The 26274-nt window shown below is 61.4% G+C and carries 25 protein-coding genes; 10 read left to right on the top strand and 15 right to left on the bottom strand.

All coding sequences use genetic code 11. The features are described 5' to 3' along the window. Positions 1-146 precede the first annotated feature (146 nt). From J4E63_RS25535 to J4E63_RS25510, 6 genes are all read left to right on the top strand, one after another. Positions 147-1184 carry an ABC transporter ATP-binding protein gene (locus tag J4E63_RS25535; RefSeq protein ID WP_207283684.1) on the top strand — a complete coding sequence of 346 codons (1038 nt, stop codon included), beginning with the start codon at positions 147-149 and terminating at the stop codon, positions 1182-1184. 1 nt (position 1185) lies between these two features. Continuing rightward, positions 1186-2133: an ABC transporter permease gene (locus J4E63_RS25530; protein WP_072408186.1), complete on the top strand. Its 948-nt coding sequence runs from the start codon at positions 1186-1188 to the stop codon at positions 2131-2133. Beyond that, the gene (locus J4E63_RS25525) at positions 2123-2941 is read left to right on the top strand and encodes an ABC transporter permease (protein ID WP_060739043.1); all 819 of its coding nucleotides are present in this window, start codon (positions 2123-2125) and stop codon (positions 2939-2941) included. Before J4E63_RS25530 ends, J4E63_RS25525 begins: the two co-directional genes overlap by 11 nt. 157 nt (positions 2942-3098) lie before the next feature. Continuing rightward, a complete protein-coding gene (locus J4E63_RS25520; protein ID WP_207283683.1) occupies positions 3099-4523 on the top strand; it encodes a gamma-aminobutyraldehyde dehydrogenase in 1425 nt (474 codons plus the stop codon). 146 nt (positions 4524-4669) lie between these two features. Next, positions 4670-4933, top strand: coding sequence for a CopG family ribbon-helix-helix protein (locus J4E63_RS25515; RefSeq protein ID WP_207283682.1), 264 nt, complete (start codon positions 4670-4672; stop codon positions 4931-4933). Continuing rightward, complete coding sequence (locus J4E63_RS25510) at positions 4896-5195, top strand: type II toxin-antitoxin system RelE/ParE family toxin (protein ID WP_063322817.1); 300 nt, start codon at positions 4896-4898, stop codon at positions 5193-5195. The genes J4E63_RS25515 and J4E63_RS25510 overlap by 38 nt, the downstream gene beginning before the upstream one ends. 44 nt (positions 5196-5239) lie before the next feature. On the opposite strand, the gene J4E63_RS25505 is transcribed toward J4E63_RS25510, so the two are convergent. Further along, positions 5240-5425, bottom strand: coding sequence for a hypothetical protein (locus J4E63_RS25505; protein WP_003198116.1), 186 nt, complete (start codon positions 5423-5425; stop codon positions 5240-5242). 361 nt (positions 5426-5786) lie between these two features. Here J4E63_RS25505 and J4E63_RS25500 point away from each other — a divergent pair, with 361 nt between their 5' ends. Further along, positions 5787-7415 (top strand): glucan biosynthesis protein D, encoded by a 1629-nt coding sequence (locus J4E63_RS25500; protein ID WP_060739047.1) that lies wholly within the window; start codon positions 5787-5789, stop codon positions 7413-7415. 175 nt (positions 7416-7590) lie between these two features. On the opposite strand, the gene J4E63_RS25495 is transcribed toward J4E63_RS25500, so the two are convergent. The 3 genes from J4E63_RS25495 to J4E63_RS25485 form a co-directional block, all read right to left on the bottom strand. Then, positions 7591-8697: an NADH:flavin oxidoreductase/NADH oxidase gene (locus J4E63_RS25495; RefSeq protein WP_060739048.1), complete on the bottom strand. Its 1107-nt coding sequence runs from the start codon at positions 8695-8697 to the stop codon at positions 7591-7593. Positions 8698-9029: 332 nt separating this feature from the next. Continuing rightward, positions 9030-10739, bottom strand: coding sequence for a single-stranded-DNA-specific exonuclease RecJ (gene recJ / locus J4E63_RS25490; RefSeq protein WP_063322820.1), 1710 nt, complete (start codon positions 10737-10739; stop codon positions 9030-9032). Between the two features lie 167 nt (positions 10740-10906). Further along, on the bottom strand, positions 10907-11449 hold the full coding sequence (locus tag J4E63_RS25485; protein ID WP_060739050.1) for a YaeQ family protein: 543 nt from the start codon (positions 11447-11449) through the stop codon (positions 10907-10909). Between the two features lie 147 nt (positions 11450-11596). On the opposite strand from J4E63_RS25485, the gene J4E63_RS25480 reads away from it, so the two are divergent. Next, positions 11597-12796: a CaiB/BaiF CoA-transferase family protein gene (locus tag J4E63_RS25480; protein WP_207283681.1), complete on the top strand. Its 1200-nt coding sequence runs from the start codon at positions 11597-11599 to the stop codon at positions 12794-12796. 326 nt (positions 12797-13122) lie between these two features. Here the strand turns inward: J4E63_RS25480 and J4E63_RS25475 are convergent, their stop codons facing one another. The 11 genes from J4E63_RS25475 to ffh form a co-directional block, all read right to left on the bottom strand. Next, on the bottom strand, positions 13123-13410 hold the full coding sequence (locus J4E63_RS25475) for a DUF3509 domain-containing protein (RefSeq protein WP_207283680.1): 288 nt from the start codon (positions 13408-13410) through the stop codon (positions 13123-13125). A gap of 163 nt (positions 13411-13573) precedes the next feature. Further along, positions 13574-14962, bottom strand: coding sequence for a transporter substrate-binding domain-containing protein (locus tag J4E63_RS25470; RefSeq protein ID WP_103307909.1), 1389 nt, complete (start codon positions 14960-14962; stop codon positions 13574-13576). A 120-nt stretch (positions 14963-15082) separates the two neighbouring features. Further along, positions 15083-16492 carry a threonine synthase gene (gene thrC, locus J4E63_RS25465; protein ID WP_063322824.1) on the bottom strand — a complete coding sequence of 470 codons (1410 nt, stop codon included), beginning with the start codon at positions 16490-16492 and terminating at the stop codon, positions 15083-15085. Between the two features lie 104 nt (positions 16493-16596). Further along, positions 16597-17901 carry a homoserine dehydrogenase gene (locus tag J4E63_RS25460; protein ID WP_060739055.1) on the bottom strand — a complete coding sequence of 435 codons (1305 nt, stop codon included), beginning with the start codon at positions 17899-17901 and terminating at the stop codon, positions 16597-16599. A gap of 132 nt (positions 17902-18033) precedes the next feature. Beyond that, positions 18034-18765, bottom strand: a complete 732-nt coding sequence (locus tag J4E63_RS25455) for a DsbC family protein (RefSeq protein WP_092165745.1) — start codon at positions 18763-18765, stop codon at positions 18034-18036. 282 nt (positions 18766-19047) lie between these two features. Then, positions 19048-19944: a site-specific tyrosine recombinase XerD gene (gene xerD, locus J4E63_RS25450; RefSeq protein ID WP_103307910.1), complete on the bottom strand. Its 897-nt coding sequence runs from the start codon at positions 19942-19944 to the stop codon at positions 19048-19050. 132 nt (positions 19945-20076) lie between these two features. Next, positions 20077-20427 (bottom strand): 50S ribosomal protein L19, encoded by a 351-nt coding sequence (gene rplS, locus J4E63_RS25445; RefSeq protein ID WP_003175895.1) that lies wholly within the window; start codon positions 20425-20427, stop codon positions 20077-20079. Positions 20428-20472: 45 nt separating this feature from the next. Continuing rightward, a complete protein-coding gene (trmD, locus tag J4E63_RS25440; RefSeq protein WP_170845966.1) occupies positions 20473-21246 on the bottom strand; it encodes a tRNA (guanosine(37)-N1)-methyltransferase TrmD in 774 nt (257 codons plus the stop codon). After that, positions 21228-21764, bottom strand: a complete 537-nt coding sequence (rimM, locus tag J4E63_RS25435) for a ribosome maturation factor RimM (RefSeq protein ID WP_058544503.1) — start codon at positions 21762-21764, stop codon at positions 21228-21230. The genes trmD and rimM overlap by 19 nt, the downstream gene beginning before the upstream one ends. A gap of 5 nt (positions 21765-21769) precedes the next feature. After that, positions 21770-22021 carry a 30S ribosomal protein S16 gene (gene rpsP, locus J4E63_RS25430; protein WP_003198088.1) on the bottom strand — a complete coding sequence of 84 codons (252 nt, stop codon included), beginning with the start codon at positions 22019-22021 and terminating at the stop codon, positions 21770-21772. A 251-nt stretch (positions 22022-22272) separates the two neighbouring features. Further along, the gene (gene ffh / locus J4E63_RS25425) at positions 22273-23649 is read right to left on the bottom strand and encodes a signal recognition particle protein (protein WP_207283679.1); all 1377 of its coding nucleotides are present in this window, start codon (positions 23647-23649) and stop codon (positions 22273-22275) included. Positions 23650-23844: 195 nt separating this feature from the next. Here ffh and J4E63_RS25420 point away from each other — a divergent pair, with 195 nt between their 5' ends. Then, positions 23845-24657, top strand: coding sequence for an inner membrane protein YpjD (locus J4E63_RS25420; RefSeq protein ID WP_092202315.1), 813 nt, complete (start codon positions 23845-23847; stop codon positions 24655-24657). Positions 24658-24669: 12 nt separating this feature from the next. Further along, a complete protein-coding gene (locus tag J4E63_RS25415) occupies positions 24670-25911 on the top strand; it encodes an HlyC/CorC family transporter (RefSeq protein ID WP_207283678.1) in 1242 nt (413 codons plus the stop codon). The last annotated feature ends 363 nt before the right edge of the window (positions 25912-26274 follow it).

Here is a 26274-nt window from a genome sequence, read left to right as displayed (position 1 = left end):
ACCAGACAATGCGGTGGGTCAGGTCATACCGCGTCGGTCTGTTTCGGGCGTGCTGCGCATGCCAGCGGGAGCAAGCTCCCTCGCCACGGGATCGCATTCCAATCCCTGAAATTTCATACCCGCCCCGCTTTTTGGAGCCCCGCACCATGACGCTTGCAGTCCAGTTCACCCAGGTATCCCGTCAGTTCGGCGATGTGAAAGCCGTTGACCGGGTCTCCATTGATATCCAGGACGGCGAGTTCTTTTCCATGCTGGGCCCGTCCGGCTCGGGCAAGACCACCTGCCTGCGGCTGATCGCCGGGTTCGAGCAACCCAGTGCCGGCTCGATTCGCATCCACGGCGAAGAAGCCACCGGGCTCGCGCCGTACCAGCGGGACGTGAACACCGTTTTCCAGGATTACGCCCTCTTCCCCCACATGAACGTACGTGACAACGTGGCCTACGGCTTGAAAGTCAAAGGCGTCGCCAAGCCCGAGCGCATCCAGCGCGCCAACGAAGCCCTGGAAATGGTGGCCTTGGGGGGCTATGGCGAACGCAAGCCGGTGCAGCTCTCCGGCGGCCAACGCCAACGCGTGGCCCTGGCCCGGGCGCTGGTCAACCGTCCGCGGGTGCTGTTGCTCGATGAACCCTTGGGCGCCCTGGACCTGAAGCTGCGCGAACAGATGCAGGGCGAATTGAAGAAGCTGCAACGCCAGCTGGGCATCACTTTCATTTTCGTCACCCACGACCAGACCGAAGCGCTGTCGATGTCCGACCGCGTGGCAGTGTTCAACAAGGGGCGCATCGAACAGGTCGATACCCCACGCAACCTGTACATGAAACCGGCGACCACCTTCGTCGCCGAATTCGTCGGCACCTCCAACGTGATTCGTGGCGAGCTGGCCCGGGAACTGAGCGGTCATCCACAGCCGTTCTCGATCCGCCCGGAACACGTGCGTTTCGCCGAGGGCCCGTTGACCAGCGATGAGATCGAGGTCCACGGCCTGCTGCACGACATCCAGTACCAGGGCAGCGCCACACGCTACGAATTGAAACTTGCCAACGGCCAGACCCTGAACCTCAGCCAGGCCAACACCCAGTGGCTCGACAACGCAGCCCAGCACCAGACCGGCCAGCCCCTCAGCGTTCGCTGGGCCCGTGAGGCGATGGTCGCGCTGCACGACACCGTCAGTGGCGAGGTGTGAGATGAACACCCTGGCCATCACCCAAGCGCCTGCGCCCGGTTCGCCGCTGCGGCGTTTTGCCAACCTGCTGTACCGACGGCCCAACCTGTACCTGTCGATGTTGCTGGTGCCGCCGCTGCTCTGGTTCGGCGCGATCTACCTCGGCTCGCTGCTGACCTTGCTGTGGCAGGGGTTCTACACCTTCGATGACTTCACCATGGCGGTCACGCCGGACCTGACCCTGGCGAACTTCGCGGCGCTGTTCCAGCCCTCGAACTTCGACATTATTTTGCGCACCCTGAGCATGGCGATTGCCGTGTCCATCGCTAGCGCCATCGTCGCGTTCCCGATCGCCTACTACATGGCGCGCTACACCCGCGGCAAGACCAAGGCGTTTTTCTACATCGCGGTGATGCTGCCGATGTGGGCCAGCTATATCGTCAAGGCCTACGCCTGGACGCTGCTGCTGGCCAAGGGCGGCGTGGCGCAGTGGTTCGTCCAGCACCTGGGCCTGGGGCCGGTGTTGCAGTTCGTGCTGGGGATCCCAGGCGTGGGTGGCAGCACCTTGTCCACCTCGCACCTGGGGCGTTTCCTGGTGTTCGTCTACATCTGGCTGCCGTTCATGATCCTGCCGATCCAGGCGTCCCTGGAGCGCCTGCCGCCATCGCTGCTGCAAGCCTCGGCGGACCTGGGCGCCAGGCCACGCCAGACGTTCACGCAGGTGATCCTGCCGCTGTCGATCCCGGGCATTGCCGCCGGCTCGATCTTCACCTTCTCGCTGACCCTGGGGGATTTCATCGTGCCCCAGTTGGTGGGCCCGCCGGGTTACTTCGTCGGCAGCATGGTCTACGCCCAGCAAGGCGCCATCGGCAACATGCCTATGGCCGCGGCGTTCACGCTGGTGCCTATCGTGCTGATCGCGGTCTATCTATCCATCGTCAAGCGACTGGGAGCTTTCGATGCGCTCTGACTCTCAAGACCGAGCCTCGTGGGGCTTGCGGATCGCGGCGTGGGGCGGGCTGCTGTTCCTGCATTTCCCGATCCTGATCATCTTCCTCTACGCCTTCAACACCGAGGACGCGGCCTTCAGCTTCCCCCCCAAGGGCCTGACCCTGAAGTGGTTCAGCGTCGCCTTCTCGCGCCCGGATGTGCTGGAAGCGATCAAGCTGTCGTTGCAGGTCGCGGCCATCGCCACGCTGATCGCCATGGTGCTCGGCACCCTGGCTTCGGCGGCGCTGTACCGTCGCGACTTCTTCGGTAAACAGGGCATTTCGCTGATGCTGATCCTGCCGATTGCCTTGCCGGGGATCATCACCGGCATTGCACTGCTGGCGACCTTCAAGACCCTGGGCATCGAACCGGGGATGTTCACCATCGTCGTCGGCCACGCCACCTTCTGCGTGGTGATCGTCTACAACAACGTGATCGCCCGCCTGCGCCGCACCTCCCACAGCCTGATCGAAGCCTCGATGGACCTGGGCGCCGACGGCTGGCAAACCTTTCGCTACATCATCCTGCCTAACCTGGGGTCGGCACTGCTGGCCGGCGGGATGCTGGCCTTCGCGCTGTCGTTCGACGAAATCATCGTCACCACCTTCACCGCTGGCCACGAACGTACCCTGCCGCTGTGGCTGCTCAACCAGCTCAGCCGCCCGCGTGACGTGCCGGTGACCAACGTGGTGGCGATGCTGGTGATGATGGTCACGATGTTGCCGATATTGGGCGCGTACTACCTGACCCGTGGAGGTGAGAGCGTGGCCGGTAGCGGCGGGAAATAATCAACAGTGATCGCTCACTGGGGAACCGCAATCCTGTGGGAGCGAGCTTGCTCGCGAAGGCGTCGTGTCAGTCGCTGCAAAGGGTGAATGACCACCGCTATCGCGAGCAAGCTCGCTCCCACAGCGGACTTGGGAAAACATTCAAGAGGACTTGGACATGCAAACCAAACTGCTGATCAACGGCCACCTGGTAGACGGCGAAGGCCCCGGCCAGGCCGTGTTTAACCCCTCGCTGGGGCGAGTGCTGGTGGAAATCAACGAGGCTAGCGAAGCCCAGGTCGATGCCGCCGTGCGTGCGGCCGACAACGCCTTCGACAGCTGGTCGCAGGTGGCGCCCAAGGACCGTTCCCTGTTGCTGCTCAAACTGGCCGACGCCATCGAAGCCCACGGCGAAGAACTGGCGAAGCTGGAGTCGGACAACTGCGGCAAACCCCTTAGCGCCGCGCTGAACGACGAGATTCCGGCGATTGCCGACGTGTTCCGCTTCTTTGCCGGTGCCAGTCGCTGCATGAGCGGTTCGGCGGGCGGCGAGTACCTGCCGGGGCACACTTCGATGATCCGTCGCGACCCGGTGGGCGTCATCGCCTCCATCGCGCCGTGGAACTACCCGCTGATGATGGTCGCCTGGAAAATCGCCCCGGCCCTGGCCGCCGGCAATACCGTGGTGCTCAAGCCGTCGGAGCAAACCCCGCTCACGGCCCTGCGCCTGGCGGAACTGGCGTCGGAGATTTTCCCGGCCGGCGTGCTCAACGTGATCTTCGGCCGTGGGCAGACTGTCGGCAACCCGCTGGTCACCCACCCGAAAGTGCGCATGGTGTCGCTGACCGGCTCCATCGCCACCGGCTCGAACATCATTTCCAGCACGTCCGACAGCGTCAAGCGCATGCACATGGAACTGGGCGGCAAAGCCCCGGTGATCATTTTCGACGATGCCGACATCGACGCGGCCGTGGAGGGCATCCGCACCTTCGGTTTCTACAACGCCGGCCAGGACTGCACCGCTGCCTGCCGCATCTATGCCCAGCAAGGCATCTACGAGCAGTTCGTCGAGAAACTCGGCGCCGCGGTGGGCAGCATCAAGTACGGCCTGCAAACCGCATCCGACACCGAGATGGGCCCGCTGATCACCGCCCAGCACCGCGACCGCGTGGCCGCTTTCGTCGAGCGGGCCATCGCCCAGCCGCATATCCGCCTGGTCACCGGTGGCAAGACCGTGGACGGCAACGGGTTCTTCTTCGAACCGACGGTGCTGGCCGACGCCCAGCAAGATGACGAAATCGTCCGGCGGGAAGTCTTCGGGCCGGTGGTGTCCGTCACCCCGTTCCTCGACGAAGCGCAAGTGCTGGCCTGGGCCAACGACTCGGACTATGGCCTGGCTTCATCGGTCTGGACCGCCGACATCGGCCGCGCCCATCGCCTGTCGGCACGCCTGCAATATGGCTGCACCTGGGTGAACACCCACTTCATGCTCGTCAGTGAAATGCCCCATGGCGGTCAGAAACGTTCCGGCTATGGCAAGGACATGTCCATGTATGGGCTGGAGGACTACACGGTGGTGCGGCATGTGATGTTCAAGCATTGACGACAAGACAACGTTGGCAACACATGCTCGCGCCTGCCCGACGTTCGTCCTGCTAAGGTTTTCGTCGATCGGTGCACGCCCGCCGGTTGACGGAAATCCTGGCAGCACCTAGGGTGTCTACAACGTATACACCTTGGAGATCAGCCATGGCCTCGCCCGTTTTGTCCTTTCGTGTGGAAGAAGGTCTGGCCCAACAGCTGGACTTGCTGGCTGCCGCCACCGACCGCGACCGCCAATATCACCTCAAGCGTGCACTGGTTCGATATGTGGAAGCCGAATCCTGGCATCTGCAAGCCATCAGCGAAGGCATGGCCGATGCCGACGCTGGAAACCTGACCGATCTGGACGCCGTGAAGGCTAAGTGGGCAAAGCGTGCCGAGTATCGTACTGACCGACAAAGCACAGAGTGACCTCGACTCGATCCACGAACATTACCAAAGCGCTATCGGCGCAGAAGGCGCCGATGAGGTCATCCTCGCCATCCTGGAGACACTGCGCCAACTGCAACGCTTTCCCGGCTCGGGCCGTCCTTCGGTCGTTCCCGATATTCGAGAGCTGGTGCTGACACGCTACCCGTTCGTTGCCCCGTACCGGCTCGAGCAGGGACAACTGCAAGTCCTGCGGATACTGCACCAGCGCACCGAACGTCCCCAGGACTGGTCGGTGGAGTGATGTCGGCCGGCGCGCCTGCCCCGACCGCTCACCTGCGCCACGCTTCAAAACCGCGAAACACTCCTCATCGCATCCACCAGGTAGCGCATGGCGATGCGGTCGTTTTCCGACAACTCCCGATAGCGCTCCACCAGTCTCAATTCTTCAAGGCTGAGCCGGCGTGTCCTGCGCGGGTTGGTCAGGCCTGGAAAGATCCCCAGCATTTCGGTAATGCCCTGTATTTTTGTCATGAGTTGTCCTTCTTTACGTCGAGGTTGACCTGATAGCGCCGTCTGAACCCGGGTTAGATCGTCTATCACGCTAAAGAATAGGGAGGATTCAAAGCGTGAAAAGGGAGTTTTAGAGTAATTAGTCAAAAAAAGTTAAAATCGACATAAAAAAAGAAATAACTGTAAGAAAATTTGACCAAGCCACGCTTTCCTTTCTCTCAAAACCCGTATTTCCCCTATGATTTTGCGCCTCGGTGAACCGATCCAGCTCTCAGGCATCTGTTCTAACGTTCGTCGCGTTTGGCCAAAGGCATGTCCGAACTCATTTACCAATCTCTGTCGCCAGGATCGGCGCGGGATTGTTTCGAGAAAGGTTGTATTTATGCACCGCAGGAATCTGCTCAAGGCCTCCATGGCCTTCGCCGCCTACACCGGGCTGTCGGCCTCCGGGCTCATGGCCGCACGCGCCTGGGCCGCCGATCAGACTGCCGACGGCGAAGCCCGTCCCTTCGATTTCAACGGTTTGAAGGATCAGGCCCGGCGGCTGGCCGAGAGCCGCTACGTCGACACCAAGCAAGTCCTGCCACCCACTCTGGCGCAAATGTCGCCGCTGCAGTTCAACGCCATCCAATACGACGTCAATCACTCGTTATGGAATGACCTGGAAGGACGACAACTGGATGCACAGTTCTTCCATGTCGGCATGGGCTTCAAGCAGCCGGTACGCATGTACAGCGTCGACCCGAAGACGCGTATGGCCCGTGAGGTGCACTTCCGTCCGGAATTGTTCAACTATGAGAAAACCACGGTCAACACCTCGCAACTGACGGGTGACCTGGGCTTCGCCGGCTTTCGTGTTTTCAAGGCGCCGGAGCTGGATCGACACGACATCGTTTCGTTCCTGGGGGCCAGCTATTTCCGCGCCGTGGATGCCAGCGGCCAGTACGGGCTGTCGGCCCGCGGCTTGGCCATCGACACTTATGCCAAGAAGCGTGAGGAATTCCCGGACTTCACCAAGTTCTGGTTCGAAACCCCGGACAAGAACAGCACCCGCTTCGTGGTCTACGCCCTGCTCGACTCCCCCAGCGCCACCGGTGCCTATCGGTTCGACATCGATTGCCAGCCGACCCGGGTGGTGATGGAAATCGATGCGCACATCAATGCCCGTACCGCCATCGAGCAACTGGGTATCGCCCCCATGACCAGCATGTTCAGCTGCGGCACCGTCGAACGGCGCATGTGCGACACCATTCACCCGCAAATCCATGACTCCGACCGGCTGGCCATGTGGCGCGGCAATGGTGAGTGGGTCTGCCGTCCGTTGAACAACCCTGCCACCCTGCAATTCAATGCCTTCGCCGACAACAACCCGAAAGGTTTCGGCCTGGTGCAGACCGACCACGACTTTGCCAGCTACCAGGACACCGTGGACTGGTACAGCAAGCGTCCAAGCCTGTGGGTCGAACCGACGACAGCGTGGGGCGAAGGCTCGGTGGACCTGCTGGAAATTCCTACCACCGGAGAGACCCTGGACAACATCGTCGCGTTCTGGACGCCGAAAAAACCGGTGGCCGCCGGTGATTCGCTGAACTATGGCTACAAGCTCTACTGGAGCGCGTTGCCGCCGGTCAGCACCGACCTGGCCCACGTCGACGCCACCCGTTCAGGCATGGGCGGGTTCATCGAAGGCTGGGCACCGGGCGAGCATTACCCGACCGTCTGGGCACGTCGTTTCGCCGTGGACTTCAGCGGCGGCGGCCTCGACCAACTGCCGCCGGGCACCGGTATCGAACCGGTGGTGACCTGCTCCCACGGCGAAGTGAAGGACTTCAATGTGTTGGTGCTGGATGCGATCAAGGGCTACCGCATTACCTTCGACTGGTACCCGACCGACGACCGGGTGGACCCGGTGCAGATGCGCCTGTTCATTCGCACCAAGGACCGCACCTTGAGCGAGACCTGGTTGTACCAGTACTTCCCGCCGGCACCGGATAAGCGCAAGTATCCCTGACAGGGATCGGGTGCCTGGACTGGCCCTATCGCGAGCAAGCTCGCTCCCACAGGGTAGAACATCAATCTACTGTGGGAGCGAGCTTGCTCGCGAAAGCGGCAGTACAGGTACCAACGATTTCAGAGATGAAAAAGCCCCGGCCAATGACGACCGGGGCTTTTGTTTTATCGGGCACTCAATCGCGCAAATCCGACTCATGAATCGGCTGGTCCCGATGCGTGGCCCGCTGGTACTGCGCCGGCCACGTGGCCTTGCGGCCGCCCAGGTCATCATCGGCATGCAGGGCCCAGTACGGATCGCGCAACAATTCGCGGGCCAGGAAAATGATGTCGGCCTGGCAGGTGCGCAGGATGTGTTCGGCCTGGGCCGGTTCGGTGATCATGCCGACGGTGCCGGTGGCGATTTCCGACTCCTTGCGCACCCGCTCGGCGAAGCGTGTCTGGTAACCCGGGCCGGTGGGGATTTCCGCATTGGCGGCCGTGCCGCCCGATGACACATCGATCAGGTCCACCCCCAGCGCCCTGAAGCGGCGCGCCAGTTCCACGGTTTCATCCGGGTTCCAACCGTCCTCGACCCAATCGGTGGCGGAGACGCGAACGAACACCGGCAGCTCTTGCGGCCATACGGCCCGGATCGCTTCGGTGACTTGCAGCACCAGGCGGATGCGGTTCTCGAACGAGCCGCCGTATTGATCGCGCCGCTGATTGCTCAAGGGCGACAGGAACTGATGCAGCAGATAACCATGGGCCGCGTGGACCTCGACCACCTTGAAACCGGCCGTGAGGGCGCGCTTGGCCGAATCCACGAAGGCCTGGATCACCCCGGCGATCTGCCCTTCGTCCAACTGCACCGGCTGGGTGTGTTGCGGGTCGAAGGCAATCGGCGACGGACCGACCGGCACCCAGCCGCCATCCGCCGGTTTGACGCTGCCATGCTTGCCCAGCCAAGGTCGCCAGGTGCTGGCCTTGCGCCCGGCATGGGCCAGCTGTATGCCCGGCACGGCGCCTTGGGCGGTGATGAACCGGGTAATGCGTTGCAAGGGTTCGATCTGTTCATCGTTCCACAGCCCCAGATCCTGGGCAGTGATACGACCGTCAGCGGTCACGGCGGTGGCTTCGGTGAACACCAGGCCGGCACCGCCCACGGCGCGGCTGCCCAAGTGCACCAGGTGCCAATCGTTGGCCAGGCCATCGGTGCTCGAATACTGGCACATCGGCGATACCGCGATGCGATTGGGCAGGGTCAATTGGCGAAGGGTATAGGGTTCCAGCAGCAGACTCATGGGGCACCTCTCGAATCAGTGGGCAGGCTCCAGGGTTCTGTTTGAAAAGTCGACGAGTGACAAGAAGGTGCAACACCCGCCCCCGCGGGCAAAAAATTCGACAAGACGTCACAAGGGCTATCAAGCAGTGCTTAGAGCCTAGTCGACAACCCGGGAGGCGGGAGGGTTCAGAACTTAAAAACCGACGGTGTGACGCAATGGCGTACCCCTGTGGCGAGGGAGCTTGCTCCCGCTGGACGCGCCAGCGTCCCCTTGCGATGTGATGGCTGAAGTTCAGGGGGCCGCTTCGCAGCCCAGCGGGAGCAAGCTCCCTCGCCACAAAGACCCGTCGGCTAGCGCGGTTCGATATGGGCAATCATCAACTGCACCGTTTCCTGGCCGCGGAACTCGTTGAGGTCGAGCTTGTAGGCCAGTTCCACCCAGCGCACGGTAGGGTTTGGCCAGATCTCGCGGTCGATGCCGAAGGCGATGCCGTCGAGCTTCACCGAGCCGCACTCGCTCTTGAGAATGACCTTCAGGTGCCGTTCGCCCACCACGCGTTGTTCGACCAACTGGAACACCCCATGGAACATCGGTTCCGGGAAATGCTGGCCCCAGGGACCGGCATGGCGCAGCGCCCGGGCCAGTTCGAGGTGGAACTCCTCCACCGCCAGGGTGCCATCCGACAACAACCGGCCGGTCAGGTCTTCTTCGCGCAATTGCCGGCGCACTTCCGCGTCGAACGCTTCGGCGAACAACGGAAAATTCGCTTCCGGCAACGTCAGCCCCGCCGCCATGGCGTGACCGCCGTACTTGCTGATCAGGGTCGGATGCTGCGCCGCCACCACGCTCAGCGCATCGCGAATGTGAAAGCCCGGTACCGAGCGCCCCGAGCCCTTGAGCAAACCGTCCCCGGCATCGGCAAAGGCGATGGTCGGGCGGAAATAGCGCTCTTTCATCCGCGAGGCGAGAATGCCGATGACCCCTTGGTGCCACTGCGGGTCGAACAGGCACAAACCGAATGGCATCGACTCCACCGGCAGGTCCTTGAGCTGAGCCAGGGCTTCACGCTGCATGCCCTGCTCGATGGACTTGCGGTCCTGGTTCATGCCGTCCAGTTGTGCCGCCATCTCTCGCGCCAGGGCCGGGTCGTCGGTGAGCAGGCATTCGATGCCCAGGCTCATGTCGTCCAGGCGCCCTGCCGCATTCAGACGCGGCCCGAGGATAAATCCGAGGTCGGTGGAGGTAATCCGTGACGCGTCGCGCTTGGCCACTTCCAGGATCGCCTTGATGCCGGGCCGGGCGCGTCCGGCGCGAATCCGTTCCAGGCCCTGATGCACCAGGATCCGGTTATTCGCGTCCAGGGGCACCACGTCGGCCACGCTGCCCAGGGCCACCAGGTCGAGCAATTCGCCGATGTTCGGCTGGGGGGTGCTGGCATACCACCCCAGGCTGCGCAGACGCGCCCGCAGGGCCATCAGCACATAAAAAATCACCCCGACACCGGCCAGGGCCTTGCTCGGGAATTCGCAACCCGGCTGGTTCGGATTGACAATGGCATCGGCCGCCGGCAATTCGAGGCCAGGCAAGTGGTGGTCGGTGACCAGCACCTGGAGCCCCGCCGCTTTCGCCGCCGCCACGCCTTCCACGCTGGAGATGCCATTATCCACGGTGATCAGCAACTGCGGTTCGCGGGCCAGGGCGACTTCGACGATTTCCGGGGTCAGCCCGTAGCCATATTCGAAGCGATTGGGCACCAGGTAATCGACATGGGCTGCACCGAGCAGGCGCAACCCCAGCATCCCCACGGTGCTGGCGGTCGCGCCATCGGCATCGAAGTCACCCACGATCAGGATGCGCTGGCGCTGCTCCAATGCCGTCACCAACAGATCCACCGCGGCGTCGATCCCCTTGAGCTGCTGAAAGGGAATCAGGCGCGCCAGGCTCTTGTCCAGTTCAGCCTCGGACTGTACGCCGCGTGCCGCGTACAGGCGCGTCAACAGGGGCGGCAGGTCACCGAGAAATGGCAGGGTGTCGGGCAGTTGGCGGGGTTCTATGCGCATGGGGTGACGACATTTCTCTGGATAATCGTGAAAATTCTGGCAGGGAGCTTGTGTGGGAGCGAGCTTGCTCGCGAAAGCGGCGGCACATTCAACATAAATGCAAACTGATCTACCGTATTCGCGAGCAAGCTCGCTCCCACAATGAGTTCACTTGATGCCGGGGCGGTTCAACCACGCTCGCCCAGCAACCATTGCAGCTGGACTTCATGCTGGCCACGGTCGTCGGTCACGAAAATCGTGCCCTCGCTGATCATCACATCCCACTTGATCACCCGGGGCATGTCCTGGGCCAGGGTTTCGAGCACGTCCTGGGGCACGGCGGCGATGTTGACGTTCTTCAGGTTCTTGACCGCCGGGATCACCTTGCCTTCCCAGACCCGCAGGCTGCCATAGGCCAGCAGGCTGGTGCGCTCGGTCCGGCGCGAGCACCAGGTCAGGCGATCGGCATCCGGCTGGCCGACTTCGATCCAGTGCAGCACACGGTCATCCAGGCTTTTTTCCCACAGCGCCGGTTCATCGACGTCTGACAGACCACGACCAAACGCCAGCAGCTCGTTGTACCAGAACGCGTAGGCCAGCAGGCGCACGGTCATGCGCTCTTCGGTTTCCGAAGGGTGGCGGGCGATGGTCTGCTTCACATTCTCGTACACATTGCGGTCGAGGTCGGTGAGGTTCAGTTCAAACTTGTAGGTCGTGGACGGCTGGGCCATGAACGGGCTTCTTGATACGAGGAAAGGCGGCAAGTCTAACCGATGACGCAGGCAATCCACGAATTGCCGACCATCAACCTGCGGCGACCGGCCCTGGCCTATGATAAAACGCTCTATTCGTTCTGCCTTTGTCCTACAGGATCCGTCATGTCGCTTACTGCCAAACCCCTTGCCGGCGTCAAAGTCATCGAACTGGGCACCTTGATCGCCGGCCCCTTCGCCTCGCGCATCTGCGGCGAATTCGGTGCCGAAGTCATCAAGGTCGAATCGCCCGACGGCGGTGATCCGCTGCGCAAGTGGCGCAAGCTGTACGAAGGCACCTCGTTGTGGTGGTTCGTCCAGGCACGCAACAAGAAATCCCTGACCTTGAACCTCAAGCACCCCGAAGGCCTGGCGATCCTGAAAAAACTGCTCGGCGACGCCGACATCCTGATCGAAAACTTTCGCCCCGGCGTGTTGGAAAAGCTCGGCCTGGGCTGGGAGGTGCTGCATGCACTGAACCCGAAGCTGGTGATGGTGCGGCTTTCAGGCTTCGGCCAGACCGGGCCGATGAAAGACCAGCCGGGGTTTGGCGCGGTGGGGGAATCCATGGGCGGCCTGCGCTACATCACGGGGTTCGAAGACCGCCCACCGGTGCGCACCGGGATTTCCATCGGCGACTCCATCGCCGCCCTCTGGGGGGTGATTGGCGCATTGATGGCCCTGCGTCACCGGGAGATCAACGGCGGCACCGGACAAGTGGTGGACGTGGCCTTGTACGAGGCGATTTTCGCCATGATGGAAAGCATGGTGCCGGAGTTCGACGTGTTCGGTTTCATCCGCGAGCGCACCGGCAATATCATGCCCGGCATCACCCCCTCGTCCATCCACACCAGCGCCGATGGCAAGCACGTGCAGATTGGCGCCAACGGCGATGCGATCTTCAAGCGTTTCATGCAGATCATCGGCCGTGACGACCTGGCCAATGATCCGCAACTGGCCAGCAATGATGGCCGTGACAGCCGGCGTGACGAGCTGTACGGGGTCATCGATCGCTGGGTCAACGCGCTGCCGCTCGATAGCGTTATCGACCAACTGAACCAGGCCGGGGTGCCGGCCAGTCGGATCTTCAGCGCCGAGGATATGTTCAGCGACCCGCAGTTCCTCGCCCGTGAGATGTTTCTGCAGGCCAAGCTGCCGGACGGCAAGGCGTTCAAGATGCCGGGGATCGTACCGAAGCTCTCCGACACCCCGGGCACCTGCGAATGGGTCGGGCCGGCACTGGGTGAACACAACGCACAAGTGCTCGGTGAGCTGGGCTACGACCCACAGCAGATCGCCAAACTGCGCAGCGACGGCGCCATTTGAGGCACTGCAGGGAGGCAGTCACTGGAGATCAAACTGTGGGAGCGAGCTTGCTCGCGATGGCGTCAGATCAGCCGCATCGATATCGACTGACACTCCGCTATCGCGAGCAAGCTCGCTCCCACAAAAGCTTCCAGCGCCCGACAGAACACACCAAAAACATAAACGCCGGGCAAAAAGAAACCCCGAGAAGTGGGGAGACGACTCGGGGTTAAACGTGACCATTCAAGGTCCGTACAACAAGCGACAAGCACCGGAGCACAATGCTCGCTCTTGCTGGTAAAGGGTCTGACTGGTCAAGACGTAGGAAGGTTCCCACAAAAGCCCAGTCAATTCGCCGCGACCATGACCTTGTCGCGCGCCAGATTGCGCAGCGCCGCAATCACACAGGGCTCCAGGCGCCCCTCGGCAATCAGCACATCGCGATGCAGGCCATCGACTACGTCCGTCAACTGACGCTTGTCGGTCAATTGGGCCTGATTGAACACTCGCTCGACCATGATGACCTCGCTGGCATTCTTCAGCGTCACCCGGCATTCGCCCTTGGCGCCGGAGGGAGTCAGCGAGACCTGATACGGGCTCAAGGCTTCATTCAGCAATAGGCTGATACTTTCCATTCGCTCACCCTTCAATAGTCCGAAACAACTGCATGTGCACAGTAAATGACCGTGGGCCGCAGCAGAAAGTTCGTCAGCGCACCGAGCCGGCATGCCTTCAACCTGTTCAACCGAGCATGCGCGTCCAATATGACAGGCAAACAACAGCGCTCTGCGAGAGCCGTTACGAGGTGACGGCCGGCTCAGCCAAGCCCCTGTCGCAACGGCGCCACCGCCGCCCGACATCGGTCCAGCCGCCCAGAATGCCGCGCAGCTGGCCATCAGCCCCATAGAACGGCACCGACCAGTGATAGATTTCCCGCAATCCGCCGCTGAACATCAATTGCCGGTCGACGAATCGAGATTGGCCGGTGCGCAATTGCTCCATCACTTCCCCGTGCAGCAGCTCGGCGGTGGCCGGCGGGAATGATGCCGAGTCGGTAAGCCGCGTGCCCCGCAGTTTTTCGAAGCGGGTCGCAAACTGGTCTTCATAGCTTTTGTTGCACATGATCAGGCGCCCTTCCAGATCACAGATGAAAATCGGGTCGGGAATGGCATCCATCAAGGCCCGCTGGAGCATCAGCTGGTCCTTGAGGACCGCTTCGGCCTTGAGGCGTTGGTCGATCTGTATCTGCAGGCGGCGGTTCCACAGCAGGGACAAGAGGCCAAACACCACGACCACGGTCACACACCAGTAACCCCAGCGGGACATCCGCTCCCAGATCGATGGCGCCTGGACAGGAGTCGCACCGGCCATCCATTTCGAACGCAGTGCACGCATGTCCTCGGCGGGGAAGGCTTCCAGCGCTTTATTCAAGATACTCAACAGCACGGTCAGGTCCTGGCGCACTGCCAGGTAGTCCGGTTCCCACTTGCCCTCAAGGCCGCTGCCGACCTGCAACTGCCCGGCGGGATAGAGATGCACCCCGGTTTCATTTTCGATGGTGGCATAGGCTTCCCGGCTCTCCACCAACGCCCGCGCCTCGCCAAAGGTCTTGGTCGTACGCAATTTGATCGCCGGGTAATCGCGCCTGATTTCCGCCTCCAATGCATGCCGTGCCGGCAGTGCCAGGACCTTCCCTTCGAGCTGCTCCAGCGAATGGAGGGACGATTCCCCGTCACGGCCGACGAAGACCCAACCGGAACCACCGAATGCATGGCTGAAACTCAGGAAGTCCCGACGTTCTTCATTCATCGCCAGCAGGGTCGTCATGTCGGCTTCGCCATTCTCCAGCATTGTCAGCAACTCGCCGGGGGAGAACGATTCCCGATGCACGAACTCAAGGCCGGTCATGTGCGCGATGCGCTGGAGAACGTCGTGGTTCAGCCCATTCCACTGCCCCTGTTCGTTCTTGAACAGGTACAACGGAAACTGCATCGTGGCCACGATGACCCGGGGGTTCTCCTTGATCCACTTCAACTCCTGCGCGTCCAGCACCAGCCGTTCGCCAGGGTTGGGCGGTGGCGTTTCGAAAGCCGCCAGCGGCGCCGCGTTGCCTCCCTGCGTCCAGTACATCAGGGCCAGGCCCATTACCCAGCCCAGGGCCGGTTTGCCTTTGATAAAAAACGACATCTGCATTTCCTTCGAGATGACTCGCCCATCCCTCCAAGGGCGAAAACCCGGCCAGTTTGGCATGCAGAAACAAGAAAGCCCGTCAGGAGACGGGCTTCAAAATGTGACAGGTTTACCCGGTCAGAGAGGCTTGCCGCGATTGCCATGCTGGCTGACAAAGGCCTGCACGGCTTTCAAGTCGTTGGGCAACACGGTGCAACGCTCATCTCGCTCAAACAAATCAGAAAGATGCGCAGGCAGTTCGAGCGCTTTTCCTACACCGGCTTTCTCCACCGCTTCCGGGAACTTGACCGGGTGAGCGGTGCCCAGGATCACCATCGGGATATCCAGGCTGCGACGGCATTCACGGGCCGCCCTGACGCCGATGGCCGTGTGCGGGTCGAGCAGTTCGCCGCTCTGTGCGAACACCTCGGCGATGGTTTCGCAGGTCTGCTCATCGTCCACGGCCAGGGAGTCGAACAACTTGCGGGCTTCGGTCCAGCGCTCAGGCTCGACGCTGAAACCGCCGCCCTGGCGGAAGCTGTCCATCAGCCCGGCAATCGCCGCACCGTTGCGACCGTGCAGGTCGAACAGCAGGCGCTCGAAGTTCGACGACACCATGATGTCCATCGAAGGCGACAGCGTGGCGTGCAGGGTTTCCTTGACGTACTGGTTGCCGCTCATGAAGCGGTGCAGGATGTCGTTGCGGTTGGTGGCGACGATCAATTGGTTGATCGGCAGCCCCATATTGCGCGCCAGGTAACCGGCGAAGATATCGCCGAAGTTGCCGGTCGGCACCGAGAACGATACGGAACGGGCCGGACCGCCCAATTGCAGGGCCGCGTGGAAGTAATAGACGATCTGGGCCATGATCCGCGCCCAGTTGATCGAGTTCACCGCCACCAGCCGCGTGCCCTTGAGGAAGCTCTGGTCGGCGAAGCTGGCCTTGACCATTTCCTGGCAGTCATCGAAGTTGCCTTCGATGGCGATGTTGTGGATGTTGTCGCCGAAAATCGTCGTCATCTGGCGACGCTGCACTTCCGAGACGCGGTTGTGCGGGTGCAGGATGAAAATGTCGACGTTTTCGCAATGCTTGCAGCCTTCGATGGCCGCCGAACCGGTGTCGCCAGAAGTGGCACCGACGATCACCACGCGCTCGCCACGCTTTTGCAGCACGTAGTCCAGCAGGCGACCGAGCAGTTGCAGGGCGAAGTCCTTGAACGCCAGGGTCGGGCCGTGGAACAGCTCCATGACCCATTCGTTACCGTTGAGCTGACGCAGCGGTGCGATGGCATTGTGGGAAAAGACGCCATAGGTCTCTTCCAGGATCTTCTTGAAATCGGCGTCCGGGATGCTGCCGGTGACGAACGGGCGCATGACCCGGAACGCCAGCTCGTGATACGGCAGGCCGGCCCAGGAAGCGATTTCCTCCTGGGTGAAGCGCGGCAGGTTTTCCGGCACGTAGAGACCGCCATCCGTGGCCAGGCCGGCCAGGAGGACATCTTCGAAATTCAGGGCCGGTGCCTGGCCGCGGGTGCTGATATAGCGCATTTTTTGGCAAACCTTCGGTTTGAGCTTCAAGGTCAAGCTGCAAGCGACAAGTCAAAGCGGCTCGGCTTCTACTTGCGGCTTGCAGCTTATAACTTGCCGCTAAATTAATTCAAATGTTCGACGCGGATACGGACCACCGGCCCAACGACACCCTGGAGCGCTTCCAGCGCCGCAATCGCGTCGTTGATGCTCTGCTCGACCACCCGGTGGGTCAGCAGGATCATCGGCACCAGGCCGTCGTGTTCCTCGACTTCCTTCTGCATGATCGACTCGATGTTGATGCCGCGTTCCGAAAGGATACTCGCCACTTGGGCCAGCACGCCTGGATGGTCCTTGGCCTGGATACGCAGGTAGTAGGAGCTTTCGCACGCCTCGATCGGGAGAATCGGGTGCGCCGACAGCGAATCCGGCTGGAAGGCCAGGTGCGGTACACGGTTTTCCGGGTCCGAGGTCATGGCGCGAACCACGTCCACCAGGTCGGCAATGACCGAAGAGGCCGTCGGTTCCATGCCCGCGCCGGCGCCGTAGAACAACGTCGAGCCCGAGGCATCGCCGTTGACCATCACCGCGTTCATCACGCCGTTGACGTTGGCGATCAGGCGGTCGGCCGGGATCAGCGTCGGGTGCACGCGCAGCTCGATGCCGCTGGCGGTGCTGCGCGCCACGCCCAGGTGCTTGATGCGGTAGCCCAAGGCTTCGGCGTAGTTCACGTCAGCGGTGGTCAGCTGGGTGATGCCTTCGGTGTAGGCCTTGTCGAACTGCAACGGAATGCCAAACGCAATGGACGCCAGGATCGTCAGCTTGTGCGCTGCGTCGATACCTTCCACGTCGAACGTCGGATCGGCCTCGGCGTAGCCCAGGGCCTGGGCTTCGGCCAGCACGTCTTCGAAGGTGCGACCCTTCTCGCGCATCTCGGTGAGGATGAAGTTGCCGGTGCCGTTGATGATCCCCGCGACCCAGTTGATGCGGTTGGCCGACAGGCCTTCGCGGATCGCCTTGATCACCGGGATACCACCGGCCACGGCGGCTTCGAATGCCACGATCACGCCCTTCTCGCGGGCCTTGGCGAAAATCTCATTACCGTGAACAGCGATAAGCGCCTTGTTCGCGGTGACCACATGCTTGCCATTCTCGATGGCCTTGAGTACCAACTCGCGGGCAACGGTATAGCCGCCCACCAGCTCTATGACGATGTCGATCTCAGGGTTCGTGGCCACTTCGAAGACATCGTTGGTAATCGCAATACCGGTCGTCTGGAACTGAGGCTTTGGCGTGCGCATGGCAATTTGTGCCACTTCGATCCCACGCCCGGCACGACGAGAAATTTCCTCGGCGTTGCGCTGAAGTACGTTGAAGGTGCCGCCACCGACGGTACCTAACCCACAGATGCCTACTTTGACCGGATTCACTCTTGACTCCCCATGAAACGGCCGACGCAAGGTCGGCCGTGAAATACAGCCGCGAAGCTACGCGACTCTGTGTTTAACGGCCCGACGAATGTGTTCGTCGAGCCGTGATCTTCAAAAGCGCACCGCACATGATCATTTCGCGCCCAGGGCCAGTTTGGCCACTTGTGGCGCTGGCTGGTAGCCCGGAATTACCTGACCATCGGCCAAAACAATCGCCGGCGTACCGTTCACGCCTATTGACTGTCCAAGCGCAAACTGCTTGGAAACCGGGTTCTCGCACTTGGCGGCCTTGATTTCCTTGCCATCGACCATCTTGTCCATGGCCGCTTTCTTGTCCTTGGAGCACCAGACCGCCTGCAACTGTTCATCGCCCGGCGAACCCAGGCCCTGGCGCGGGAACGCCACATAGCGCACTTCGATGCCGCGCTTGTTCAGTTCCGGCACTTCGGCGTGCAGCTTGTGGCAATACGGGCAGGTAGTGTCGGTGAACACGGTGATGTGGGACTTGGTTTCGCCGATCGCCGGATAAACCACGGTTTCAGCGACGGGAATGCCGTTGATCAACTTGGAAATGCCCTGGCGCTCGGTCATCTCGGTGAGGTTGACCGGCTTGCCGTCCTTGAGCTCGAACAGGTTGCCCTGGACGATGTACTGGCCGTCGGCGCTGGCGTACAGCACGCGGCTGCCCTTGAGCTTGACTTCATACAGGCCGGCCATGGGGCTGGCCGAGATGGCTTCGATCGGCACTTCGAGCTGAAGGTTTTCCAGGCTTTTGCGGATAGCCTTGTCGGCCGCGTCGTCGGCGATGGCAAAGGTACTGGCCAACGCAATGGCGGCGGCGGTGAACATCTGGATCAAACGCATGAGGACTCCTGAGGCGAACAAATGAGACGGGAAACGCCGACCCGCAGATTCGGGTTCCAACCGCCCACTGTGCAAACCGACAAAGCCTACCACATAAGGCTGGCGTGGCCGAATGCCGCTGACGCACGACGCTTTTGTAAGCACACACAGGATTGATGTCGGCTGACACGCCGTCATCGCGAGCAAGCTCGCTCCCACAGAGATTTGTGGTGGACACCGCTCCAAAATGTGGGAGCGAGCTTGCTCGCGATGGCGTCAGCATTGACAACATCGCGGCAGATGTCAGCCCCGTGGATGATGCTTGGCATGCAAGTCCTGCAACCGCGCCCGGGCGACGTGGGTGTAGATCTGGGTGGTGGACAGGTCGCTATGGCCGAGCAGCATCTGCACCACCCGCAAGTCGGCACCGTGATTGAGCAGGTGCGTGGCGAAGGCGTGGCGCAAGGTGTGGGGCGAGAGGGACTTGCCGATCCCGGCCACCTTGGCCTGGTGCTTGATGCGGTGCCAGAAAGTCTGGCGAGTCATCTGCTCGCCGCGCAGGCTGGGGAACAGCACATCGCTGGGACGCCCGCCCAGCAACTCATGACGGGCATCGCGCATGTAACGCTCGACCCAGACAATCGCTTCCTCGCCCATCGGCACCAGGCGCTCCTTGCTGCCCTTGCCCATCACTCGCAGCACGCCCTGGCGCAGATTGACCTGTTCCAACGTCAAGCTGATCAACTCGGTGACGCGCAAGCCACAGGCATACAGGACTTCCAACATGGCCCGGTCGCGCTGACCGATGGCCTCGCTGAGATCGGGTGCCGCCAGCAGCGCTTCGACATCGGCTTCCGACAGGGACTTGGGCAGCGGACGCCCCAACTGCGGCATTTCCACACGCAAGGTCGGGTCTACCGCGATCAGCTTTTCCCGCAGCAAATAGCGATAAAACCCACGCAGACCGGAGAGAAACCGCGCGGTCGAGCGGGGTTTGTAGTTCTGTTCCAGGCGCCAAGCCAAGTGATCGAGGATCAACTCCCGGCCGGCATTGACCAGCTCCAGGTGATTTTCCTGCAACCAGCCGTTGAACAACGCCAGGTCGCTGCGGTAGGCATCGCGGGTGTTATCGGACAGGCCCTTCTCCAGCCACAGGGCGTCGAGAAACTGGTCTATCAGCGGATGATCGATGGCTGGCATAAGAACTCTTGAAGGATGCGGGCACACACGGCATCGAAATGGAAAATGAAGCTATGCAGGGTGCTCAAAGCGCAAATCGCAGGCAACAAAAAAGCAGCCCGCAGGCTGCTTTTTTTGCATCGGAAGCTGGACTTAAGCCAGTTTTTCCTTGATGCGAGCTGCTTTACCCGACAGGTCGCGCAGGTAGTACAGCTTGGCTTTACGTACGTCACCGCGACGCTTGACAGCCATGCTGTCGATTTGCGGGCTGTAGGTCTGGAAAGTACGCTCTACGCCAACACCGTTGGAGATTTTACGAACGGTGAATGCACTGTTCACGCCACGGTTACGCTTGGCGATAACGACGCCTTCGAACGCTTGCAGACGGGAACGGTCGCCTTCCTTCACTTTCACCTGGACGACAATGGTGTCGCCTGGGGCAAAGGTAGGGATTTCTTTGGTCATCTGCTCTGCTTCGAGTGCAAGGATGATTTTGTTAGTCATGCTGTGCTCCTAAGGCGAGTCGTCGGACTCACCATCGATACGTTGTTAACTATCGTCCCGCTCGCGGATGTATTCCTCGAGCAGCTTCTTCTCTTCTCCAGAAAGCGAGCGGCTTTCCAGAAGATCGGCGCGTCGTTCGTAGGTCCGACCAAGGGACTGCTGCAAACGCCAACGCCGGATGTGCGCGTGGTTGCCACTTAGCAACACGTCGGGAACACGCTGATCCGCATACACCTCCGGTCGGGTGTAGTGCGGGCAATCCAGCAGACCATCCGTAAAGGAATCTTCCTCAGCGGAATCCGCATGCCCTAAAGCTCCAGGCAGCAGTCGTGTAACCGCATCGATCAGGACCATCGCCGGCAGCTCGCCGCCAGACAGTACATAGTCGCCAATCGACCACTCTTCATCGACATGAGCTTCAATGAAACGCTCGTCAATGCCTTCATAACGGCCGGCAATCAGGATCAATGCATCCGAATTCGCCAGCTCGCGTACCGCCGACTGAGTCAGCTGGCGGCCTTGGGGCGACAGGTAGATCACCTTCGCACCCTCCCCGGCTGCCGTCCTGGCCTGAACCAGCGCATCTTCCAGGGGCTTGATCTTCATCACCATGCCCGGACCACCGCCAAACGGGCGATCGTCCACAGTGTGATGCCGATCCGTGGTGTAGTCCCGCGGATTCCAACAGGTGAGCTGCAACAGCTCCTGTTTCACCGCGCGGCTGGTTATGCCGTACTCGCTGATGGCGGAAAACATCTCGGGAAACAATGTGATGACTTCAACGCGCAAATTAGCCACGTTTAGAAATCCGCATCCCATTCCACCTTCATCTCGCCTGCGGCAAGGTCGACGGCCAACACGCATTGCTCGGTATAGGGCAACAGGCGTTCGCGATCATCCAGGCTGCCGACGCAAGGCTTGACCACCATGACATCGTTCGAACCGGTCTCGAGCAGGTGATCGATTTTCCCGAGCAATTGCCCGAGGTGGTCGATGACCTTCAGACCCACCAGCTGGTACCAGTAGTACTCGCCGTCGGTCAGTTCAGGGAACAGGTTGCGCGGCACGCAGATCTCATAACCGGCCAGAAGACGAGCTTCTTCACGATCATCGAGACCCTTGAGCTTTGCGACCAGGAACTTGTCGTTCCCGCGTCCGCTGACCAGCTCCACCTGTTTCACGCTACCTTCGCGCTTGAGCGTCCAGGTTTTGTAGTCCAACAGGTTCTTGATCGGATCAGTAAAGGAATACACCTTCACTTCGCCGCGAACGCCATGTACAGAATAGATCTTGCCGACAACGATCAAATCATCAGCATCTTTTGGCGTCGCGTTCATATTGCTCAGGCCGCAGCCTTAGCCGATTCCTTCAACAACTGAGCAACGCGCTCAGAAGGTTGTGCACCAACGCTCAGCCAGTAGGCTACGCGCTCTTGGTTCACGGACAGACGAACTTCCTGACCACGGGCAACAGGGTTGAAGAAACCAACCTGCTCCTTGTGGGAACCGTCACGCGGGTTGCGGCTGTCGGTTACGGTCAGGTGGTAAAACGGGCGCTTTTTGGAGCCGCCAAGGGCAAGACGGATTGTTAGCATGTGAACATCGTTCCTGTAGTCGGTGCTGCAAATCTAAATGCACAGCGGGCATAGGTGCCCGAAAGGCCGCATATTCTAAGGAATATCCGGACTTTTGCAAATGTCTTTTTCCGGCGCCATGCGCCATGCGATCAAGATTTGCCATAGAGCCGTCATGAAAAACGGCAGGTCAGCTCCCGCATAGCACGGGTTTGCTGGAGATCCCCGCATCCGTGCGGGGCAACGCCGGCATGACAGCCGGCGCAGATTCTTTACATTTTCGGCATGCCGCCGCCGGGCAACATACCGCCCATGCCGCGCATCATCTTGGCCATCCCGCCCTTGGCGGAGAATTTCTTCATCAACTTCTGCATCTGCTTGTGCTGCTTGATCAAGCGACCGATGTCCTGCACCTGTGTGCCGGACCCCATGGCGATGCGGCGCTTGCGCGAACCACTGATCAGCTCAGGGTCGCGGCGCTCGGCCGGGGTCATGGAGTTGATGATGGCTTCCATCTGCTTGAACTGCTTTTCAGCCGCGCCCTGGGCATTGCCCATCTGCGCCAGGTTCACACCACCGATGTTCGGCAGTTTGTCCATGAGGCCGCCAAGGCCGCCCATGTTCTTCATTTGTTGCAGCTGGTCGCGGAAGTCTTCGAGGTCGAAGCCCTTGCCCTTCTTCAGCTTCTTGGCCAGTTTGTCGGCCTTGTCCTTGTCGAGGGTCTGCTCGGCCTGCTCGATCAGGCTGAGCACGTCGCCCATGCCGAGGATGCGCGAAGCGATACGCTCGGGGTGGAACGGCTCGAGCGCTTCGCTCTTCTCGCCCATGCCGATGAACTTGATCGGCTTGCCAGTGATGGCCCGTACCGACAGCGCGGCACCGCCACGGGCGTCACCGTCGACCTTGGTCAGGATCACGCCGGTCAGCGGCAGTGCATCACCGAACGCCTTGGCCGTGTTGGCCGCGTCCTGGCCGGTCATGGCATCGACCACAAACAGGGTTTCCACCGGGTTGATCGCGGCATGCAGCGCCTTGATCTCGCCCATCATCTCTTCATCGATGTGCAGGCGACCGGCGGTATCGACGATGACCACGTCGATGAACTTGAGCTTCGCTTCCTTAATAGCCGCCTGGGCGATGTCCACCGGCTTCTGGCTCAGGTCGGACGGGAAAAACGTCACGCCGATGTCGTTGGCCAGGGTTTCCAGCTGCTTGATCGCCGCCGGACGGTAGATGTCCGCCGACACCACCATCACCGACTTCTTCTTGCGCTCTTTAAGGAAGCGCGCCAGCTTGCCGGCGGTCGTGGTCTTGCCCGCGCCCTGCAGACCGGCCATCAGCACCACCGCTGGCGGTACGGCGGCGAGGTTCAGGTCTTCGTTGGCGACGCCCATCAGGCTTTCGAGCTCGGCCTGGACGATCTTCACGAACGCCTGGCCCGGCGTCAGGCTGCGCGACACTTCGGTGCCGACGGCGCGTTCCTTGACCGAATTGACGAAGTCCTTGACCACCGGCAGGGCGACGTCGGCTTCGAGCAACGCCATGCGCACTTCGCGCAGGGTGTCTTTGATGTTGTCCTCGGTCAGTTTCGCCTTGCCGGTGACATGGCGCAGCGTCTGCGAGAGACGGTCGGTTAGGTTTTCAAACATGCGCGATCCTTTCAGGCCCAGATGAGACCGGGATAATGGCGGCCCAGACCGTGAAAAATGTGCTCGGCGAGCCTGCGGCGTGGGCAGGTCGCGGATTATAGCGAAGAAGCGTGCGGCGTACACCTGCTGTGGTCTTTCGTGTGGAGGGGGTTCTATGCCAAACTCAGCGCCTTTCGGGCTTGCCTAACAGGATTTATGCTCCCCTTGTCACCCAGCTTGCTTGCCACCCTCGCCGCCGCTTGCCTTTATGCCGCTGCGACCTTCTATCAAGGCACCCGCCTGGCCACCGGCGCCAAGGCGAACAAACGCCTGCTGGTCACGCTTGGCGTACTGGCGGTGCTCGGCCACGCGGCCAGCCTTTATACCCACCTGATGACGCCGATCGGCCTGGGCCTGGACTTTTTCAACGCCGCCAGCCTGATCGCCGTCGCCGTGATCGCCCTGACGTTGCTGGCCTGCTCGCGCATCCCGGTGGAAAACCTGCTGGTGCTGCTGTTCCCACTGGGGCTGGCCACGGTGTTGCTGGCGCAGTTCGCGCCGTCGGGCACCGTGCAGATCATCGACGAAGAGCCGGGCATCCTCGCCCACATCCTGCTGTCGATCCTCGCCTACGGCCTGTTCACCATCGCCGTGTTCCAGGCCCTGTTGCTGTTGGTGCAGGACCACCAGCTCAAGAACAAGCACCCCTCCGGGCTGATCCGCAACTTCCCGCCGCTGCAAACCATGGAAAGCCTGTTGTTCGGTTTCCTCTGGGCCGGCTGGAGCCTGCTGTCGCTGTCATTGATCTCCGGCTGGTTGTTCGTCGAGAACCTGTTCGCCCAGCACCTGGTGCACAAGACCCTGCTGGCCTGTCTGGCGTGGGTGGTCTTCAGCGTGCTGCTGTGGGGCCGCAACCGCCTCGGCTGGCGTGGGCACAAAGCGATTCGCTGGACCCTGGCCGGTTTCTGCCTGCTGATGCTGGCGTACTTCGGCAGCAAGCTGGTCCGTGAATACATCCTGCATATCTGACGGACGGCCCTGATGGATACGTTGCCCGTAGCGCCGTTGTTCGCCGTGCTGGTGGTGCTGATCCTCTGGTCGGCCCTGTTCACGGCCATCGAAGCCGCCCAGCAACACCTGCTGGCCCAGCGCACGGCTTCGCGCGCCAGTGACAAACCACTGGCGACACTGACCTTCCCGCTGCCCAGCCTGATCCTGTGCAATACCCTCTGTCGCGCCCTGGCCGTGGTCATCGGCACCTTGCTGGCGATTTTTACCTGGCTGGAAAACGGCCCCTGGGTCGCCTGGCTCGGCACCAGCGCCGCCCTGCTGGTGTTCGCCGACTACCTGCCGCGCACCCTGGCCACCCGCCAGCCCGACGCGGTGCTGGCACTGGGTAACACCTTGCTGGGCATACCGTTGAAGATCCTCTATCCATTTGCCTGGCTGCTGAATGGCGCCAGCCAGTTGTTGTTGCGTCCATTTACCCGCAAGCCCGGCATGGTGCAGCAGAGCGACGACGAAATGCCCGCGCCACCGCGCAGCGAGCAGGAGTCAGAGCAAGGCAGCGGCCGGCTGCATCCGATTTCCGGCATCCACGCCCTGGACAACATCACCGTCAACGATATCCTCGTGCCCCGCAGCGAGGTCGATGGGATCAACCTCGACGACCCCATCGGCGAGATCATCGAACAGTTGCGCCTGAACCGACGGACGCGCCTGCCGGTGTTCCACAGTGATATCAACCAGGTCGAAGCGGTGCTCAACACCCGCCAGATCCGTCACTTACTGGCGGACGCGAGCCTGACCAAGGAGGCGCTGCTGGCCGCCTCCCATGAACCCTACTTCGTGCCCGAAAGCACACCCTTGCAGCTGCAACTGCTGAATTTCCACAAGCAGCAGCGGCGCCTGGGCATGGTGGTGGACGAATACGGTGAAGTACTGGGCATCGTCACCCTGGAAGACATCCTCGAAGAAATCGTCGGCGAATTCGAGAGCGACCACAGCCTCGACAACCCTCACGTCCATCCCCAGCCCGATGGCCGCCTGATGATCGATGGCGCGGCGTCGATCCGCGAATTGAACAGGACCCTGGGCTGGCATCTGCCTTGCGACGGCCCCAAGACCCTCAACGGGCTGGTGACCGAAGCCCTGGAAACCATCCCCGAAAGCCCGGTCTGCCTGAAGATCGGGCGTTATCGCCTGGAAATCATCGAGACCGTGGACAACCGCGTCAGCCAAGTGCTGGCGTGGCATAACAGTTCGGTGCCCACGGCGCTCTAAACCCCTTTGTGGCGAGGGAGCTTGCTCCCGCTAGGCTGCGAAGCGGCCCCGAACCAGGCAGCGCGGTGTATTGGTCGGGCTGGGGTCGCTGCTTTGGGGTTGCTTCGCAACCCAGCGGGAGCAAGCTCCCTCGCCACGGGGTTCTGCGCAATGTGTGCGGACTCTCTTGTTGATTCGTTAGCCCCCTTCCTATACTCAACCCGCTTACCCAGCTCCGCCCGAACCCCGTGCCTACCCCGCGCCCGGTCGGTTCCGGCCAGACCATCGGCAAAATCCGCATCAGCCCTGGGACTGTTCCTACCCGAAACAGCGACGGGATACCCGCCCGCATCCCTGGGCGTTCGACCATAATAATTCGCTCCA

The organism is Pseudomonas sp. FW300-N2F2, assembly GCF_017351655.1.
GTDB lineage: Bacteria > Pseudomonadota > Gammaproteobacteria > Pseudomonadales > Pseudomonadaceae > Aquipseudomonas > Aquipseudomonas fluorescens_AA.
This window is presented reverse-complemented; position numbering and strand designations above follow the sequence as displayed.

What these genes read in the sequence shown, in the direction of transcription:
- J4E63_RS25505 (WP_003198116.1), bottom strand. Translation starts at nt 5,425, where the DNA reads ATGACAAAAATACAGGGCATTACCGAAATGCTGGGGATCTTTCCAGGC.
- J4E63_RS25480 (WP_207283681.1), top strand. Translation starts at nt 11,597, where the DNA reads ATGTCGCTTACTGCCAAACCCCTTGCCGGCGTCAAAGTCATCGAACTG.
- J4E63_RS25475 (WP_207283680.1), bottom strand. Translation starts at nt 13,410, where the DNA reads ATGGAAAGTATCAGCCTATTGCTGAATGAAGCCTTGAGCCCGTATCAG.
- rpsP (WP_003198088.1), bottom strand. Translation starts at nt 22,021, where the DNA reads ATGCTAACAATCCGTCTTGCCCTTGGCGGCTCCAAAAAGCGCCCGTTT.
- J4E63_RS25515 (WP_207283682.1), top strand. Translation starts at nt 4,670, where the DNA reads ATGGCCTCGCCCGTTTTGTCCTTTCGTGTGGAAGAAGGTCTGGCCCAA.
- rimM (WP_058544503.1), bottom strand. Translation starts at nt 21,764, where the DNA reads ATGAACGCGACGCCAAAAGATGCTGATGATTTGATCGTTGTCGGCAAG.
- J4E63_RS25500 (WP_060739047.1), top strand. Translation starts at nt 5,787, where the DNA reads ATGCACCGCAGGAATCTGCTCAAGGCCTCCATGGCCTTCGCCGCCTAC.
- J4E63_RS25485 (WP_060739050.1), bottom strand. Translation starts at nt 11,449, where the DNA reads ATGGCCCAGCCGTCCACGACCTACAAGTTTGAACTGAACCTCACCGAC.
- J4E63_RS25520 (WP_207283683.1), top strand. Translation starts at nt 3,099, where the DNA reads ATGCAAACCAAACTGCTGATCAACGGCCACCTGGTAGACGGCGAAGGC.
- rplS (WP_003175895.1), bottom strand. Translation starts at nt 20,427, where the DNA reads ATGACTAACAAAATCATCCTTGCACTCGAAGCAGAGCAGATGACCAAA.
- J4E63_RS25530 (WP_072408186.1), top strand. Translation starts at nt 1,186, where the DNA reads ATGAACACCCTGGCCATCACCCAAGCGCCTGCGCCCGGTTCGCCGCTG.
- recJ (WP_063322820.1), bottom strand. Translation starts at nt 10,739, where the DNA reads ATGCGCATAGAACCCCGCCAACTGCCCGACACCCTGCCATTTCTCGGT.
- thrC (WP_063322824.1), bottom strand. Translation starts at nt 16,492, where the DNA reads ATGCGCTATATCAGCACCCGCGGCCAGGCACCGGCCCTGAATTTCGAA.
- J4E63_RS25495 (WP_060739048.1), bottom strand. Translation starts at nt 8,697, where the DNA reads ATGAGTCTGCTGCTGGAACCCTATACCCTTCGCCAATTGACCCTGCCC.
- ffh (WP_207283679.1), bottom strand. Translation starts at nt 23,649, where the DNA reads ATGTTTGAAAACCTAACCGACCGTCTCTCGCAGACGCTGCGCCATGTC.
- J4E63_RS25525 (WP_060739043.1), top strand. Translation starts at nt 2,123, where the DNA reads ATGCGCTCTGACTCTCAAGACCGAGCCTCGTGGGGCTTGCGGATCGCG.
- J4E63_RS25535 (WP_207283684.1), top strand. Translation starts at nt 147, where the DNA reads ATGACGCTTGCAGTCCAGTTCACCCAGGTATCCCGTCAGTTCGGCGAT.
- J4E63_RS25415 (WP_207283678.1), top strand. Translation starts at nt 24,670, where the DNA reads ATGGATACGTTGCCCGTAGCGCCGTTGTTCGCCGTGCTGGTGGTGCTG.
- xerD (WP_103307910.1), bottom strand. Translation starts at nt 19,944, where the DNA reads ATGCCAGCCATCGATCATCCGCTGATAGACCAGTTTCTCGACGCCCTG.
- J4E63_RS25455 (WP_092165745.1), bottom strand. Translation starts at nt 18,765, where the DNA reads ATGCGTTTGATCCAGATGTTCACCGCCGCCGCCATTGCGTTGGCCAGT.
- J4E63_RS25420 (WP_092202315.1), top strand. Translation starts at nt 23,845, where the DNA reads ATGCTCCCCTTGTCACCCAGCTTGCTTGCCACCCTCGCCGCCGCTTGC.
- trmD (WP_170845966.1), bottom strand. Translation starts at nt 21,246, where the DNA reads ATGGGATGCGGATTTCTAAACGTGGCTAATTTGCGCGTTGAAGTCATC.
- J4E63_RS25470 (WP_103307909.1), bottom strand. Translation starts at nt 14,962, where the DNA reads ATGTCGTTTTTTATCAAAGGCAAACCGGCCCTGGGCTGGGTAATGGGC.